The organism is Brevibacterium sp. LAARM3_SD1 (assembly GCF_057364765.1).
This window is the reverse complement of sequence record NZ_JBNFOL010000029.1, coordinates 14,211-30,380: the sequence shown is the minus strand read 5'-3', so window position 1 is coordinate 30,380 and position 16,170 is coordinate 14,211. Positions and strand designations below refer to the sequence as shown.

General features: G+C 64.8%; 14 protein-coding genes. 6 read left to right on the top strand and 8 right to left on the bottom strand.

All coding sequences use genetic code 11. The features are described 5' to 3' along the window. Nucleotides 1-10 precede the first annotated feature (10 nt). Nucleotides 11-1,381: an L-lactate MFS transporter gene (locus AC2W7L_RS14670; RefSeq protein WP_486005015.1), complete on the bottom strand. Its 1,371-nt coding sequence runs from the start codon at nucleotides 1,379-1,381 to the stop codon at nucleotides 11-13. A gap of 205 nt (nucleotides 1,382-1,586) precedes the next feature. Beyond that, the gene (locus AC2W7L_RS14665) at nucleotides 1,587-2,372 is read right to left on the bottom strand and encodes a SurA N-terminal domain-containing protein (protein ID WP_240519982.1); all 786 of its coding nucleotides are present in this window, start codon (nucleotides 2,370-2,372) and stop codon (nucleotides 1,587-1,589) included. Nucleotides 2,373-2,620: 248 nt separating this feature from the next. Here AC2W7L_RS14665 and AC2W7L_RS14660 point away from each other — a divergent pair, with 248 nt between their 5' ends. Beyond that, nucleotides 2,621-2,977 (top strand): VOC family protein, encoded by a 357-nt coding sequence (locus AC2W7L_RS14660; protein WP_096168356.1) that lies wholly within the window; start codon nucleotides 2,621-2,623, stop codon nucleotides 2,975-2,977. On the opposite strand, the gene AC2W7L_RS14655 is transcribed toward AC2W7L_RS14660, so the two are convergent. Then, the gene (locus tag AC2W7L_RS14655) at nucleotides 2,958-4,133 is read right to left on the bottom strand and encodes an epoxide hydrolase family protein (RefSeq protein ID WP_486005014.1); all 1,176 of its coding nucleotides are present in this window, start codon (nucleotides 4,131-4,133) and stop codon (nucleotides 2,958-2,960) included. The genes AC2W7L_RS14660 and AC2W7L_RS14655 overlap by 20 nt on opposite strands. Nucleotides 4,134-4,190: 57 nt before the next feature. Beyond that, on the bottom strand, nucleotides 4,191-4,973 hold the full coding sequence (locus tag AC2W7L_RS14650) for an NAD(P)H-dependent oxidoreductase (protein WP_486005013.1): 783 nt from the start codon (nucleotides 4,971-4,973) through the stop codon (nucleotides 4,191-4,193). Nucleotides 4,974-5,040: 67 nt separating this feature from the next. On the opposite strand from AC2W7L_RS14650, the gene AC2W7L_RS14645 reads away from it, so the two are divergent. Continuing rightward, nucleotides 5,041-5,376, top strand: coding sequence for a winged helix-turn-helix transcriptional regulator (locus AC2W7L_RS14645; RefSeq protein WP_180987771.1), 336 nt, complete (start codon nucleotides 5,041-5,043; stop codon nucleotides 5,374-5,376). A gap of 55 nt (nucleotides 5,377-5,431) precedes the next feature. On the opposite strand, the gene AC2W7L_RS14640 is transcribed toward AC2W7L_RS14645, so the two are convergent. After that, nucleotides 5,432-5,989 carry a dihydrofolate reductase family protein gene (locus AC2W7L_RS14640; RefSeq protein ID WP_139467764.1) on the bottom strand — a complete coding sequence of 186 codons (558 nt, stop codon included), beginning with the start codon at nucleotides 5,987-5,989 and terminating at the stop codon, nucleotides 5,432-5,434. A gap of 159 nt (nucleotides 5,990-6,148) precedes the next feature. Between AC2W7L_RS14640 and AC2W7L_RS14635 the strand changes: the two genes are divergently transcribed. After that, complete coding sequence (locus tag AC2W7L_RS14635) at nucleotides 6,149-7,348, top strand: M20 metallopeptidase family protein (RefSeq protein ID WP_486005012.1); 1,200 nt, start codon at nucleotides 6,149-6,151, stop codon at nucleotides 7,346-7,348. Between the two features lie 124 nt (nucleotides 7,349-7,472). On the opposite strand, the gene fdhA is transcribed toward AC2W7L_RS14635, so the two are convergent. Next, nucleotides 7,473-8,687: a formaldehyde dehydrogenase, glutathione-independent gene (gene fdhA / locus AC2W7L_RS14630; protein WP_486005011.1), complete on the bottom strand. Its 1,215-nt coding sequence runs from the start codon at nucleotides 8,685-8,687 to the stop codon at nucleotides 7,473-7,475. Nucleotides 8,688-8,908: 221 nt separating this feature from the next. After that, nucleotides 8,909-9,841, bottom strand: coding sequence for a LysR family transcriptional regulator (locus AC2W7L_RS14625; protein ID WP_486005010.1), 933 nt, complete (start codon nucleotides 9,839-9,841; stop codon nucleotides 8,909-8,911). Nucleotides 9,842-10,103: 262 nt separating this feature from the next. Between AC2W7L_RS14625 and AC2W7L_RS14620 the strand changes: the two genes are divergently transcribed. From AC2W7L_RS14620 to AC2W7L_RS14610, 3 genes are all read left to right on the top strand, one after another. Continuing rightward, on the top strand, nucleotides 10,104-11,324 hold the full coding sequence (locus AC2W7L_RS14620; RefSeq protein ID WP_486005036.1) for an aromatic ring-hydroxylating oxygenase subunit alpha: 1,221 nt from the start codon (nucleotides 10,104-10,106) through the stop codon (nucleotides 11,322-11,324). After that, complete coding sequence (locus AC2W7L_RS14615; RefSeq protein ID WP_486005009.1) at nucleotides 11,321-12,835, top strand: flavin reductase family protein; 1,515 nt, start codon at nucleotides 11,321-11,323, stop codon at nucleotides 12,833-12,835. Before AC2W7L_RS14620 ends, AC2W7L_RS14615 begins: the two co-directional genes overlap by 4 nt. A gap of 69 nt (nucleotides 12,836-12,904) precedes the next feature. Then, a complete protein-coding gene (locus AC2W7L_RS14610) occupies nucleotides 12,905-15,505 on the top strand; it encodes a GcvT family protein (RefSeq protein ID WP_486005008.1) in 2,601 nt (866 codons plus the stop codon). A gap of 113 nt (nucleotides 15,506-15,618) precedes the next feature. Here the strand turns inward: AC2W7L_RS14610 and AC2W7L_RS14605 are convergent, their stop codons facing one another. After that, on the bottom strand, nucleotides 15,619-16,074 hold the full coding sequence (locus tag AC2W7L_RS14605) for a hypothetical protein (protein WP_486005007.1): 456 nt from the start codon (nucleotides 16,072-16,074) through the stop codon (nucleotides 15,619-15,621). Nucleotides 16,075-16,170: the final 96 nt, after the last annotated feature.

Below are 16,170 nucleotides of genomic sequence, written 5' to 3'. Positions count from 1 at the left end.
GACCCTTCCTTCAGTTCTCTTCGAGGGCGGCGGCCTGCTTGGCGGCGACGTCCTCTTCGCGTTCGAAGTACTTCTCGCTGACCGGGCGGACGAGCGCATTGGCGATGAAGCCGACGACCAGCGCGCCGACCATGATGAACATGCCCGGAGTGTAGAGCTCGGGGCCTTCCTTCCCTGCCGCCTCGCCGGCCTCGACGACGGAGTTGACGATGAGCGGACCGGCCACGCCGGCTGCCGACCAAGCGGTGAGCAGCGCACCGTGGATGGCGCCGACCTGGTAGACGCCGAAGAGGTCCTTGAGGTATGCGGGAACGGTGGAGAATCCGCCGCCGTAGAAGGAGATGATGATGAGGGTGGCGAGCACGAAGAGGATGATCGACCCGCCGCCGAAGAGCGCGACGAGTAGGTAGAGGATCGCACCGACGCCGAGGTACATCATGTAGTTGTTCTTCCGCCCCAGGTAGTCCGACGTCGTCGACCAGATGAAGCGTCCGCCCATGTTGCCGATCGAGAGCAGACCGACGAAGCCGGCTGCCGCGGCGGCGGTGATGCCGAAATAGGACTGGATCATCGGGGCGGCGTTCTCGAGAATGCCGATGCCCGCGGTGACATTGAGGAACAGGACGCCCCACAGCAGCCAGAACTGCGGAGTGCGAATGGCGTTGCGCACGGAGACGTTGCCCTTCGTCTGCATCGGCTTGGCCTCCACCTTCGACGGGTCGAAGCCCTTCGGGGTCCACTCGGGGTGGGGGACGCGGATGACGAAGGCGCCGGCGGCGATGACCACGGTGTAGACGATGCCGAGGGTGACGAAGGTCGGGGTCAGTCCGGCGACGAGGTGCTCCGGTTCGGCACCGCCGCCGTAGAGTGCCATGAGCTGGTTCGACATCGGGCTGGCGATGAGGGCACCGCCGCCGAAGCCCATGATGGCCAGCCCTGTTGCCAGGCCCGGACGGTCCGGGAACCATTTCATCAGCGTCGAGACCGGGGAGATGTAGCCGATGCCCAGACCGATTCCGCCGATGACTCCGTAACCGAGGTAGACCAACCACAGCTGACCGGCCACGATGCCCAATGAGGCGATGAAGAAGCCGACGACCCAACAGGTTCCGGCAGCGACCATCGAGGCGCGAGGGCCGTTCTTCTCCACCCAGGGGCCGAAGACGGCCGAGGATATGCCGAGCATGAGGATTGCGATCGAGAAGATCCAGCCGATCGAGACCTCACCGGTGTCGAAGTGGGTCATGAACGGAATCTTGAAGACGCTGAATGCGTAGACCTGGCCGATGCACAGGTGGATGGCCAAAGCGGCCGGTGGGATCAGCCACCGGTTGAAGTTCTTCGGCGCGACAATTGCCGAGCGCGTGAGAATGGAAGCCACGGGAAGTCCTTTTCGTGAATGAAACTCGTGTCACCGTCGACACCGGTCAGCGGACGGAACGTGCGACCGGCGGTCAGCCGACCGACCGGATAGTCCACCTCAGGGTAAGTTCCATACAAACAGAATGCGAGGAAATGCTCAGCATTTTCTTGGGAAAAGACGGCAGTTTCTTGCCAACTGGGACGAAATCCGTGGCTATCGGGTCTCAGAGGTGGATCGTGACGTCGGCCTGCTTGCGCAGCTTCTTCGCGAACTTCTGAGTTGCCTCCTGAGACTTCTGGCTCTTCACCTGCTCCTTGAGCTGGGGACGCATCTCCTCGATCGGCGGCATCTCCTGCTGGCCCTGGCCGCCCTGCTGAGCCATCTGCTCCTGCTGGGTCTTCGCCTGTTCGTAGGCCTGCCCGATCTCTTCGCCGCTGACCTTGAACTCACCGTACTCGTCTTCGACGAGGCCTTCGATCTTCAGCTGGTTGGCAAGCTCCGAGCGGACCTTCTTCTCATCCATGCCCTGGTCCTTCATGGCCTTGAGGAAGTCCTTCTCGCTCATCTGCCCCGACTTCGCGGATTCCTTGAGCCCCTTGTCGATGTCCTTGTCCGTGACGTCGATCTTGCGCTTGTCGGCTTCCTGGACGAGGACTTCGGTGCTCACGAGGTTCTCAGCGGTCTGCTTCTTCAGTCCCTTCTCATCGACCGGCTGGCCGGACTGCTGAGCCTGCATCTGCATCTGCTGGTACTGGGTTTCGAAGAGGGGAACGAACTCGCTCTTCTTGATCTTCTTGCCGTTGACCTCGGCGACCACCTCGGGGATGTCCTTGGTGTTCGGCTTGCCCTGCTGGCCCTGTTGGTCGTGGGCGGAGTCGGCGCCGGGCGACTGTTCGGCCGCGGCCGAGGACTCCTTCGGCGATGCTTCGTCATCCTGACTTCCGCAGGCGGCCAACGCCACCACGGAAACGGACATGGCCAGGCCCAGCAGCCACCGGTTCGTTCGCACATTCACTCCTGCTCATCGGTTTCAGCCTGCCAGGCTAACAGTGCCGACTCCCCGAAGAATGTGTGGAGTATGTGCGTCACTTGGCAAGGGTGGTTGCGGTGGTTGGGCTCGGGGAGGTTCCTGATGCTTTCTGTTCGTCTCGGACTCGTCGATCGGGCGCTGACGGCAGGCCGCCTCGGCGGGTACACTTCGGCTACCGGAAACGCACGGAGCACGGTCCGTGCCATCCGCAGCGAAGGGGGTTGGCCATGGAATCGACGTTTCGCGGGGTGTTCCTCACCTGCACCGACGCCGAGGCGACCGCCGCCTTCTATCGCAAGATCGCAGGGCTGCCGCTGACGACCGAGGGCGATGAAGAGTACTCGTACTTCGTCGTCGAGGCCGGGGGAGTGCAGTTGGCTCTGCATTCGGCCGAGGCGTTCGCCGACTATGCGTTCCCGCCCGTCGCCGAGTCGAATCTCACGCACCTGTACTTCCGGATTCCGGATCAGGCGGAGTTCCTCGAGAGGATCAAGAACGCCGGCACTCCGCTCGTGGCGGTCGACGACGTCGTCGTCACGGTCGAGGACCCCGACGGCCGGAAAGTCATGTTCGGCACCGCGTGAGGATTGCCGTCAGACCGGCCCTGAGGTCAGCGAGGAACTCGTGCGGTGCTTCGAGGGACGGGAAGTGTCCGCCTTTCGGGGCCGCCTGCCAGCGGACGATGCGCCGGTATCGATGCTGTGACAATGCGCGCGGATACCTTTCGATATCGCAGGGGTACATCGTGATAGCCGTGGGAACGTCGACTCGCAGATCGGGGTCGAGGGAGTCGTGGCTTTCGAAGTAGATGCGCGCCGAGGAGGCACCGGTGCGCATCAGCCAGTACAGAGAGACGTTGTCGAGCAGTCGGTCCCGTGAGATCTTCTCGAAGGGGCTGTCGCGGGTGTCCGTCCATTCGGCGAATTTGTCGAGGATCCACGCCAGTTGTCCGACCGGCGAGTCGACGAGGCCGTATCCGATGGTCTGTGGGCGGGTGGCCTGCTGATGGGCATATGCGGCCCGATTGGCCCAGAAGTCTGCAGCGTCTTCGGCCCATGCGCGCTCGCTTGCTGTCAGCTCGTCGAGTGATGCGTCGGGGACGCCAGGGGCGTAGGTGGTGTGGATTCCGATGAGATGGTCGGGGAAGCGTCCGCCGAGGATCGTGGTGATCACCCCTCCCCAGTCACCGCCGAAGGCTGCGAAGCGGTCGTAACCGAGCCTGCTCATGAGCGTCACCCAGGTTTCGGCGATCTTCTCCGTCGACCAGCCGGTGCTGCCCGGCTTGTCGCTGAAGCCGAAACCCGGCAGTGAGGGAACGACGCAGTGGAACGCCGGTGCCTCGGGACCGGTCGGTTCGGCCAGTTCGTCGATGACATCGACATATTCGGCGATGCTGCCGGGCCACCCATGGGTGAGGACCAACGGGGTTGCGTCGGTTCGCGAAGACCGGCGGTGGAGGAAGTGGATTCCGAGTCCGTCGATGACGGTGCGGAACTGGCCGATCTCGTTGAGCCGAGCCTCGAAGTTTCGCCACGAATAGTCGGTTCGCCAGTAGTCCACGAGGTCGACGAGGTCGGTGAGCGGGACACCCTGGGACCACCGGCCAGGTCCCGGTGCCGGTATCTGGCTCGCGACGGTCTCTGCTTCGGGCAGGCGGGCAGTGGCGAGTCTGCGGTTGAGGTCTTCGATTTCGGACTGCGGGAGGTGGAGGTCGAAGGGTGCGACGGCACTTGTGCTCATGAGTTCGGTGGGCCTTTCGATAGTGCGACGGACGACGGATCGGTATTGCGCGCTCGGTCAGCAGGCGGTGTGGATCCGTAGGCCGTACTCTCCGGGGCGCAGGTGGGGTGCGAGTTCCCAGTCGGTGGTGTACTCGCCGGTGAACTGAGGCCGGTAGGGGATCGTCGGGGCAGTGAAGAGTTCGCCGAGTCGGTCGGTGAGGCGGCAGCGGATCGGTGTGAAGTCATCGATATGGTCGGCGCTGGGAATGGCGAACGGTTCGAGGACGCTCATGCCGGTGTAGGCGAAGGTCCCGTGCAGGAGGCCGAAGAGGAGTTCCTTGAGCTCGCCGGACTTCCCGCGGGGGCCGATGGCGTGCGGGCGATCTCCGAGGGTGGTGATGACGAATGCGCGTTTGCCGGTGAAAGGGCCCTGTTCGAAGCGGAGTCGTCGTCCGGTAGTCTCGTCGGTGCCGAATGCGAACCCGCTGACGAAGACTCGGTCGAACCAGCCTTTCAGGATCGCCGGCATCCCGTACCACCACAACGGGAACTGAATGACGAGCGCATCTGCCCGTCGCAGCTTCTCCTGTTCGTGGACGATCGCGTCAGGTTGGGCGCCGGTGAGGTGAGCTGTGCGCGTGTCGGCACTGATGCGGAACCGATGCGATGGGTGGTTGGCTGCATCGCGCGGACGCACCACCGGGTCCCATTCCATGGCATAGAGATCGGATTCGAAGACGGTGTGGCCGAGTGTGCGCAGGTGCTCGATTCCGATCGTGCGCAAGCTTCCGTTGAGCGAGCGTGGTTCGGGGTGGGCGCTCAGCCAGAGGACAGTCGGAGGGGCGTCGTCGTATTGCATGTCTCCATCGTGGACTCTTAGAGTACAAGCGTCTAGTACGGACATTTCTGTCCCCATGGAGGTGCATATGCGGTTGCCGGTCCGTCGCGCGATGGAGGTGTGCCCGGTCGAGGTTGCGGTCTCGGCGGTCGGTGGCACCTGGAAGCTCACTGTCATCAAGCATCTGCTCGAGGGAACTCGCCGGTTCAACGAACTCGGGCGACTTGTGCCATTGGCGAACACGAAGACTCTCACCAGGCAGCTTCGCGAGCTTGAAGAGGACGGCCTGGTTCTGCGCACTGTCTATCCGGAAGTGCCGCCGCGTGTCGAGTACTCACTGACCGATCTCGGACGCAGTCTTCAACCGATCGTCGAGGCGATGAACGAGTGGGGCAAGGACTTCGAACGCACTCACGCGGACTGAAGACAGAGGCAAGTGCCGTCCGCGGGCTCTGGCGCTCGGTCCTGCCTATGGTGCTTCAGGCGCTCGGCTCGTAGGCCGAGTAGGTGATGCCGCTCGGGAAGGACTTCGCATCGATGAGCTTGAGGCGCGGCGGTCTGGCCGAGTGTGCTCCGTCGTGGAAGTAACCGCGTCCGCGACCCTGCCATACCGGATAGGTGAACATCCGATACTCATCGACGAGTCCCTCCGCAATGAGTTCGTGGGCCAGGGTGATGCTGCCGGTGACGATGACATCGCGTCCCGGTGCCTCGCGCAGGTCAGCGACCGCGCGCAGCGGATCGGAGCTGATGATCTGTGTGTTCTGCCAGCCCGGTTCGGTCAACGTCGAAGACACGACGCGTTTGTCGACCTGATTGAGGTGGTCCGCGACTCCGGTGGTGTCATCGGTGGCGTTCGGCCAATAGCCGCGGAAGTCCTCGAAGGTCTGCCGACCGAGCAGCAGCACGTCCTCGTTGGCGGACTGCCGCATGAGTTCGGCCGAGAGCTCTTCGTCCTGGGCCTGCGGATCGAACCAGTCGTCGAGCATCTCGACACGACCGTCGAGGGTGATGTTCTGAGTGATGATGATGCGCACGCTCGGTCTCCTCGTTGAGTGACGTGGGTAATCAACACTACTTGCCCGTGTAGACCGGCAACAAGGGTGCGTTGACCACCGGAGGGCATAGATTGGTAACAGCAGCCGACCGGAACCGGTCGAACCGAACCGCACGCCACCGACACTTTGAGGAGCCCCATGACCACCCCAGATTTCCGCACCGAAGCTCAGGGCCACCTCGGCGATCTCATTTCCCTGCGACGGAAGCTGCACGCGAACCCCGAACTGGGATTCGACCTTCCCTTCACGCAGCGGACGGTGCTCGATGAGCTCGCCGGGCTGGGACTTGAGATCACCACGGGGGAGTCGCTCACCTCGGTGGTGGCCGTCCTCAAGGGCGGGAAGCCCGGACCCGCAGTCCTGCTGCGTGGAGACATGGACGCGCTGCCGGTCGTCGAGGACACCGGCCTGGACTTCGCGTCGGCGAATGGGAACATGCACGCGTGCGGGCATGATCTGCACACGGCAGGACTCGTCGGCGCCGCCCGACTGCTCGCCGCTCACCGGGAGGAGATCCCCGGATCGATCATCTTCATGTTCCAACCCGCCGAGGAGGTCGAGGGCGGGGCCGAGCCGATGATCGCCGAGGGGGTGCTCGAGGCCGCCGGAGTCCCAGCCATCGCGGCCTACGGAATCCACGTCGAAGCCGATGTGCGGGGTCGCTTCACGACGAAGGGCGGTCCGCTCATGGCCGGGTTCGCCGACCTCAACCTGACCATCCACGGAGCCGGCGGGCACAGCAGCCAACCGCAGGCGACCCGCGACCCCGTGCCGGCGCTCGCCGAGGTGGTGCTGGCCCTGAATACGATGACCGGCCGGTCCTTCGACATCTTCGACCCCGTCGTCGTCTCGGTCACCCAGCTCGAAGCCGCGCAGGCCAGCAACGTCATCCCGGACTCGGCGAAGCTCACCGCGTCCATTCGCTTCCTCTCCGCCGAGTCTCTGGCACTGCTGCAGGAGCGGGTGACCGAGATCGCTGAGAACATCGCCCGGGCGCATCGCTGCACCGCCGAGGTGGACTTCCGAGTGGGATTCCCCGTAACAGCGAACAATCCCGCCGAGTCGACGGTCGTGCTCGAGCGACTGGGCTCAGTATTCGGGTCCGAGCGGGTCGTCGAGATGGAGCATCCGCGGATGGGGTCGGAGGACTTCTCATTTGTCTTGCAGAAGGTTCCGGGCACATTCGTGTTCCTCGGCGCGACGCCCGAGGGCATCGACCCGGACGCCGAGACGAACCACTCACCCAGGGTGGTCTTCGACGACGGGCTCCTTGGCGATCAGGCCGCGGCGCTCGCCCACCTGGCGTTCGCGCGGCTGGTGGACGAGGAGAAGCGCTGACGAAAATAGTGGCCGCAACCGGCGGCTCAGGAGGTCCTGAACGCATCCGATTGCGACCACTTCTCACCGCTTCGTCCGGCTTTCGGCCAAGAGAAGCTCGGGCTCAGCGTGAGGTCTGAGAGCCTCAGGCAGAGATGAGGCCGTGGGGGTCGAGGACGAACTTCTTCGCCACGCCCGAATCGAAGTCCGCATAGCCCTGCGGGGCATCCTCGAGGCGGATCGGAGTCGCATTGACGTTCTTCGCGATCGAGACCTTGTCGTGCAGGATCGCCTGCATCAGCCCCCGGTTGTACTTCATCACCGGGCACTGTCCGGTCACGAAGACATGCGACTTCGCGAAGCCGAGGCCGAAGCGCATCGACAGCGAACCTTCCTTCGCCGCCTCGTCCGGCGCTCCCGGATCGCCCGTGACATAGAGTCCGGGGATGCCGAGGCTGCCACCGGCTCGAGTGATGTCCATGAGCGAGTTGAGCACCGTCGCCGGTGCCTCGTGGCTGGCGTCCTTGCCGTGTCCGCGAGCCTCGAAGCCGACGGCGTCGATGCCGCAGTCGACCTCGGGCTCGCCGAGGATCTGCGCGATCTGGTCCTTCGGGTCACCCTTGGATACGTCGACCGTCTCACACCCGAACCCGCGGGCCTGAGCCAGTCGATCCTCGTTGAGGTCGCCGACGATGACGCAGGCCGCACCGAGCAGATGCGCCGAGGTGGCCGCGGCGATTCCGACGGGACCGGCACCGGCGACGTAGACCGTCGAGCCCACACCGACGCCGGCGCTGACGGCGCCGTGGAAGCCGGTGGGGAATATGTCGGAGAGCATCGTGAGGTCGAGGATCTTCTCCATCGCCTGGTCTTTGTCCGGGAACTTCAGGACGTTCCAGTCGGCGTAGGGCACGAGCACGTACTCGGCCTGGCCGCCGACCCAGCCGCCCATGTCGACGTAGCCGTAGGCCGAACCCGGGCGGTCCGGATTGACGTTGAGGCAGATGCCGGTCTTGCCTTCCTTGCAGTTGCGGCAGCGACCGCACGAGATGTTGAACGGTACCGACACGAGATCGCCGACCTTGACGAACTCGACATCCCGGCCGACCTCGACGACCTCTCCGGTGATCTCGTGGCCGAGCACCAGGCCCTCCGGGGCAGTCGTGCGGCCCCGGACCATGTGCTGGTCGGAGCCGCAGATGTTCGTCGCCACTGTCTTGAGGATGACGCCGTGATCGACCTTGCGGCCGACATTGGCGGGATTGACTCCAGGCCCGTCCTTGAGGACGAATTCCGGGTACTCGGTGTCGATGACCTCGACCTTCCCGGGACCTGCATAGCTGATTGCCTTATTGCTCATCGTTGAGCCTCCATGGGTGCGAAAGCGTGGGAGTTCGACATGTCAGAGCGATGGACGGCAGTCCATCGTCGACACTGACATATCAGTCTGACATCAGACTTAGATGCAGTCTCGCCGCCGTGAGAGAGCTCTGTCAACCCCCGTTCGAGGAAAGCTTCCGGGGCGGGAGGGCGGAGACGCTTCTTCGCGAGGCGCGAGGGCCGTCGACGTGCGGCGGCGCGTCAGGAGTCTTCGCGCAGGCGGGTCGAGAGGATGTACTGGGAGGTTGTGCGCAGATGCTGCAGGGAATCGCGGATGAGAGGCGACCGGCGGCTGCCTGCCCGCATGGCGGCGATGATCTTTCGGCTCAGTCGGCCGGATCCGGTCAGCCGAACACGGCTGACGTTGTCTTCGCCCGCGAGGCTCGCGAGTCGCGGCAGCAGGCTGACCCCGATGCCTGCCCCGACGAGGGCTGCCGAGGTCTCCCACTCGGCTGACTCGTGTGCCACCGATGGGGTCACTCCCGCCGCCGTGAATGCAGCGATGAAAAGCGAGTGATAGGGCGATCCCGGGCCTGCTGTGATCCACTCCTCTCCCGCGAGTTCGCTCAGCGTCACCGACTCCCGACCTGCAACCGGGTGGTCGGAGGGCACCATGACGTCGAGGGGGTCGTCGAGGAGGTCGATGCTCTCGAACCGGTCATCCTCCTCGACCTGGACATTGCCCTGCATGGACACGATGACGGCGAGATCGATGCGCTCGGCGACGAGGAGCTCGAAGCAGCGAGTAGGACTTGCTTCGATGACGTGGACGCTGATCCCGGGACGAGTCGTGCGCAGCTTGGCCGCCAGCGGCGCCAGCAGATTCGACGAGGCGGTGGAGAAGCCGCCGATGCCGAAATGCGTCGGTGCCTGGTCGCCGGCTCCGAGCGCACCAGCGCGGATGTCCTCCCACGCGGCGGTCAGCTCGTCGGAGCGGCGGACGAGATAGCGGCCGGTCGACGTCAATCGCAGGCCGCGTCCGTCCTTGACGAGCAGCGTCATGCCCAGGGACTGCTGCAGCTCTCTGAGCTGGCCGGAGACCGCCGATGCGGAGTAGCCGGTGAGCTCGGCGGTGGCGGCGATGGTGCCGCAGGCGGCGAAGGTGCGCAGTGTCGTCAGGCGCGGATCGATCATGCGCACAATTATGCAGTGAATCCGCAGAATATGTAACGAAATCTCGCGCTTTTTCTGCAGGGTTTTCCTCGCTAGTGTGACTGTCGAGATCGTTCCGGCAGCACACGGTCTCCGCGGTCTCCGCCGAGGATTTCGCCGCTTCCACCGGTGGGCCGCTGCAGGCAGAGATCAAGGGAGATGAGCATTGACAGCTACCAACCTGGCACCGACGAAGAAGGGCTTCCCTGCGGGATTCACCGAGGAGAAGCTCGACGAGACCCGAATCCGACTCGACACCCGTCGGACAGGCTTCTCGCTCGAAGCTCCGTTCTACACGGATCCGAACCTCTTCAATCTCGACATGCAGGCCATCTTCGGTCAGCACTGGGTCTTCGCGTGCAGCGTCGCCGAGATCCCCGAGCCGGGTGACTATGTCACGCTCGACTACGGTCCGTACTCCCTCATCGTCCTGCACAACGACGACGGCGGCGTCAACGTCCTCCACAACGTCTGCCGCCACCGCGGGGCACGAGTCCTCACCGATGCGCAGGGAACGACGGGCAACCTCGTCTGCGGCTACCACTCGTGGACGTACTCCCCCGAGGGCGACCTCATCCACGCCTCGGCGCCGGGCGAGATGACCTTCGACAAGTCCTGCTACGCGCTCAAGCGCGCACACGGGAAGATCGCAGCGGGGCTCGTGTTCATCTGCCTGGCCGAAGAGCCGCCGACGGACTTCCACGAGACCGCGAAGATCTTCGAACCCTATATCGCCCCGCACGAGCTGAAGAAGACGAAGGTCGCCTTTCAGCAGAACATCGTCGAAGAGGGCAACTGGAAGCTCGTGATGGAGAACAACCGCGAGTGCTATCACTGCGACGGCCACCCCGAGCTCGCGTGCTCGCTGTTCCCCACGTGGGGCCTGACCGACGAGACGATCCCGCCGCACCTCGAAGACGTCTGGGATCGCAATCAGCAGGCCCAGGCCTCCCTCGAGTACCGCTGCCGCCGCTACGGCCTGCCCTACGAGGTCGTCGAAGAGCTCGACACCCGCGTCGGCGGCATCCGCATCTCCCGCGAATCGCTCGACGGCGCCGGGGAGTCCTTCTCTGCCGACGGACGCCGGCTGTCGAAGAAGCTGCTCGGGGATCTGCCGGACTTCCGCCTCGGGCGCTGTTCGATGCACCTGCAGCCGAACTCGTGGTTCCACCTCCTCGGCGATCACGTCATCACCTTCGCGGCGTTCCCGATCAGTGCCTCCAAGACACTCGTGCGCACGACCTGGCTCGTCGCCGACGACGCCGTCGAAGGCGTCGACTACGACCTCGAGGCGCTCACGCACACCTGGAAGCAGACGAATCTCCAGGACAAGGCCTTTGTCGAACTCTGCCAGCAGGGAGCGGCGAGCCCGTTCTATGAGCAGGGACCGTATATGAAGAGCGAGTACCAGGTCGAGGCCTTCATCAACTGGTACGTGCAGCGGATGCGGGAGCACGTCGGATGAGATCCTCCGCTGTGCCCGCGCTGCCGCTGGCTCAGCGGGTGCGCGGACTGGAGATGCCCTGGAACCGAGTGCTTTCGAGCGCCTCGGGGCCGGCCGGAGCCGCCACCGCGCTGGGTCCGTGGCACCCGCAGGAGTTCGCCGCCGAATGCGTGGAGACCATCCCCGAGGCGGGAGGGATGATGGTCTTCGTCTTCCGTCGCATGGACGGGGCGCCCCTGGCGTTCCGGTCGGGGCAGTACATCAACATCGACTTCCCCATCGACGGACCCGATGCCGAGCCGGTGTCGCGCAGCTATTCGATCTCCTCGGCCCCGACCGAGCCATGGACGTTCTCGATCACGATCAAACGCGACCCCAATGGCAAGGTGTCGCCATGGGCGCATGACCACCTCCGCCCCGGCACGATCTTGGACATGCTCGGCCCGGTCGGTGCGTTCCACCTCGCCGATTACGACCGGAGGGCACGGTTCCTGCTGCTCGCGGCCGGAGCCGGGATCACCCCGCTGATGTCGATGATCCGGACTGTGCATTCGCTGCCCGGCCAGGCCGATGTCGTCCTCCTCTACCACGGAGCCGCCCCCGACTCCTTCGCTTTCTCCGAGGAACTCGACTTCCTCGCGAACGTGGATTTCCGGATCAAGGTCATCTACTGCCTCGGTGATCGGGAATGCGGCGACGAATGGGAGGGACGGACGGGACGCCTGTCGACGTCGCTGCTCGAGGAGCTCGTCCCCGACGCCAACGGTCGGCAGGTCTTCGCCTGCGGTCCGGAAGGGTACCTCAATTCGGCGACCGAACTGCTGCGCACCGTCGGCGTCGACGACACCTCGGTGTTCATGGAGTTCTTCTCCGGCGACCGTGAGATCCGTGCCGAATACGCTGAGGAAGTCGCCATCGCCGGTGAGATCGCCGAGGAGATCGCGGCGACGACCGAGGAGTACTTCGAGTCCCAGCCGGCCGCGCTCGACATGTACGAACCCGAGTACGACGCCGACGGACCGGTCGAGGCGGTCGGCGCACCGACCGAAGCGGTCGACGCCGAGGCGGTTGTTCCCGTCGAGGATGACGTCGAGATCGAGGTTGTCGGCGTCACCGATGAGAATCTCGCCGAGGCTGATCCCGGATCTGCGTCCGACGCTGGGTCCGCGGTCCCGGCCGGGGATGGGGCGGCCGCCTCGGCGAAGGATGCGGGTGACGATGACGAAATCGCCGTCGTCGACCCGGCCGCACTGCCTACTGTGGGGCAGGGTGAGCACACGATGTCGTTCGTGCGCACCGGCCTCAACGTCTGCGTCGGGGAGGACGAAACGGTCCTCCAGGCTGCGCGGAAGGCGGGGGTGAAGATCCCCGCGAACTGTCAGGAGGGCATGTGCGGATCCTGCAAGGTCGTCAAACTCGACGGCGATGTCGAGATGAACCATCTGGGCGGCATCCGCGCCCGAGAGATCGACGCGGGGAAGTTCCTGCCGTGCTGTTCGACGGCGAAGACCGACCTCGTCATCGACGCCTGAACCGCGGCTGCGACCGCGACATCCTCTGCGAAAGCAATCCCCACAATCTTCACCATTAAGGAGTACTCAGTGCCGATCTCATCACCACGAGTCGTCATCATCGGAGCCGGCATCGTCGGCGCCAACCTCGCCGACGAACTCGCGCAGCTGGGCTGGACCAATACCCTCGTCATCGAACAGGGCCCGCTGAACATCCCCGGCGGATCGACCTCTCACGCCCCGGGACTCGTCTTCTCATCAAATGCATCGAAGTCGATGACCGAGTTCGCGCAGTACACGATCGACAAGCTCACCTCGCTCAAGGACGCCGACGGGCGCGGCTCGTTCCTGCCCGTCGGCGGACTCGAGATCGCCACCACCGAGGATCGGCTGCAGGACCTGCACCGTCGAGCCGGGTGGAACCGGTCGTATGGCGTCGAAGCCGACGTCATCGACCCCGAAGAATGCGCGAAGCTCTTCCCCATGCTCAACCGGGACATGGTCCACGGCGGACTGCTCACCCCAGGTGACGGACTAGCGTTGGCGGCGAAGGGCACTCAGCTCGTCATCGACCGCGCCCGTGCCGCGGGAGTCGAATTCCGCGACCGCACCACGGTCACCGACATCGAGACCACCGGCGGACGGGTCACCGCGGTCATCGCCGGTGAGGACCGGATCCCCGCCGATATCGTCGTCTCCTGCGCCGGCTTCTGGGGACCGAAGATCGGTGAGATGGTCGGCACTCCGATCCCGCTGCTGCCGTTGGGTCACCAATTCGCCTGGACCACCGAGGTGCCCTCCTTGGTGGGTGCGAACGAACTGCCGGCCGGGGCGAAGCGACCCATCCTGCGCTACCAGGACAAGGACCTGTACTACCGCGAATGGGGCGAGCGGATCGGCATCGGTTCCTATGCCCACCGCCCGATGCCCGTCGATCTCGATACGCTGCAGACCTACTCACCGGACGAGGTCACGAGTGAACGGATGCCCTCGAGCCTCGACTTCACCCCGGACGACTTCGCCCCCGAATGGGAAGCGACGAAGACTCTGCTGCCTGAACTCGCACAGACGCAGATCCAACGCGGGTTCAACGGCATCTTCTCGTTCACCCCGGACGGCGGTTCGCTCGTCGGACAGTCACGTCAGGTCGACGGATTCTTCGTCGCCGAGGCGGTATGGGTGACCCACGGCGCAGGCATCGCCCGCGCCGTGGCTGAGCTCATCGCTGAAGGACGGTCGAAGACCGACCTGTCTGGAATCGATCTCAATCGCTTCGAGGATGTGCAGACGAACGCCGACTACGTCAGCGAGACCTCGCAGCAGAATTTCGTCGAGATCTACGACATCATCCATCCTCTGCAGCCGCGGGTCTCGCCGCGTGACCTGCGGTCGAGCCCGTTCCGGCGGCAGCAGGAGGAGCTTGGTGCGTTCTTCCTTGAGACCTCCGGCTGGGAGCGTCCGCACTGGTTCGACGCGAACGCTGCTCTGCTCGCGGACATGCCCGCGGAATGGGCGGCACCGGAACGAGACGCCTGGGCGGATCAGTTCCATTCGCCCATCGCCGCGGCCGAGGCCTGGAAGACGCGCACCTCGGTGGCGATGTTCGACATGACCCAGCTCAAGCGCTTCGAAGTCACCGGCCCCGGTGCCGGCGAACTGCTGCACGGGATGACCACCTCGTCGATGCTGCGCAAGCCGGGAGCGGTCAGCTACACGCTGCTGCTCGATGAGATCGGCGGAATCACGAGCGACATCACGGTCGCGATCCTCGACGAGGAGACCTACCAGGTGGGCGCGAACTCGAATATCGATCTCGCGTACATTTCGCGGGCGGCCAGGCATCAGTCGACCGCTGACCCGTCGAAGTGGGCGACCGTGCGCGAGACGACGCCGGGAACCTGCTGCATCGGTCTCTGGGGCCCGTTGGCCAGGGACGTCATCGCCAAGGTCACCGATGAGGACTTCAGTGACGCCGGACTCAAGTACTTCCGTACGAAGCCTGCGGTGCTCGGCGGTGTGCCTGTCACGGCGATGCGCCTGTCCTATGTCGGTGAACTCGGTTGGGAGATCTACACCTCGGCGGACCTCGGTTCGCGGCTGTGGGATGTGCTGTGGGAGGCCGGTGAGGAATTCGGCATCATCGCCGGCGGACGTGAAGCGTTCAATTCGATGCGTCTGGAGAAGGGCTTCCGGTCCTTCGGCACCGATATGACCAGCGAACACGAACCGGTTCAAGCCGGCCTCGGATTCGCCGTGAAGGCTTCCAAGACCGACGACTTCATCGGCAAGGCTGCGCTGGAGTCGAGGGCGGCTGCGGCGACGACGAAACTGACCTGCCTGACTCTCGACGTGCCCTCGGACGTCGTGCTCGGCAAAGAGCCGGTGTACGTGGTCGGCGGGGAACGCTCGGGCGACGCGGACGGCGGGGAACGCTCGGGCGACGCGGACGGCGGGGCCGCCTCGGCGAAGTCGGACGGATCGGCCGGGACGGTCGGCTCGGGTGTCGCGGATGGGTACGTCACCTCGGCGGCCTACGGCTACTCGATCGGGAAGTCGATCGCCTACGCGTGGCTGCCGAACACCCTGGGAGTCGGTGACGCCGTGGAGATCGAATACCTCGGTCGACGGCTGCCTGCCACAGTCACCGCCGAACCGCTCTTCGACCCGGAGATGACTCGCCTCAAAGGGTGAGCGGGTAGGCCTTCCGGCCGGAATTCATCGAAAAACGCACGGAGCGTCGAGACACGGGGGTACACACCCGTTTCTCGACGCTCAACGCGTTTTTCGGCGGACTGGTGCAGAGCTCAGTCGTCGGTTGAAGGATCCAGTGAGGCGACCGCGGTGATCGCTGCGGCGATCGGCTGGTCGAGCCAGGCCGGGATCTCGCCGCCGATGAGGCCGCGCACCATGCCGTACGGAGTCTCGCGGCAGGCCAGGGCGACGAGTTCGACGCTGCGAGGGGTGACGTCGCCGAAGCGCCGTCGCGTGAGTTCGGAGATGTGGGCGACTACGGGATCGTTGAGTCCTGTGAGGTCATCGAGCAGTCCCTTGGGAGGGCCTGCGAGCAGTTCGGAGTGCCGGTAGAGGGTGAGAGTCCGCGCCTTATCGGGGTTCTCCCGGCAGAACCTGGGGATCAGCAGACCGGTCTCGACGATCGCCTCGAGCGGTTCGTCGACGTCCGTGTTCGTGGCGAAGGTGTCATGGAACTGATGGACGCAGCGGATCCAGGCAGAGGAGGTCGCGCCGGTGGTTGCCGGCATCGCTGTTCTCGCGACCCCGGGTGCCAGCCTCTATGGCATTGCTGTGCTCAGGACCCTCCTGCGCAGCCAGCCCCCGCTTCGGCGCGATGACGCGAA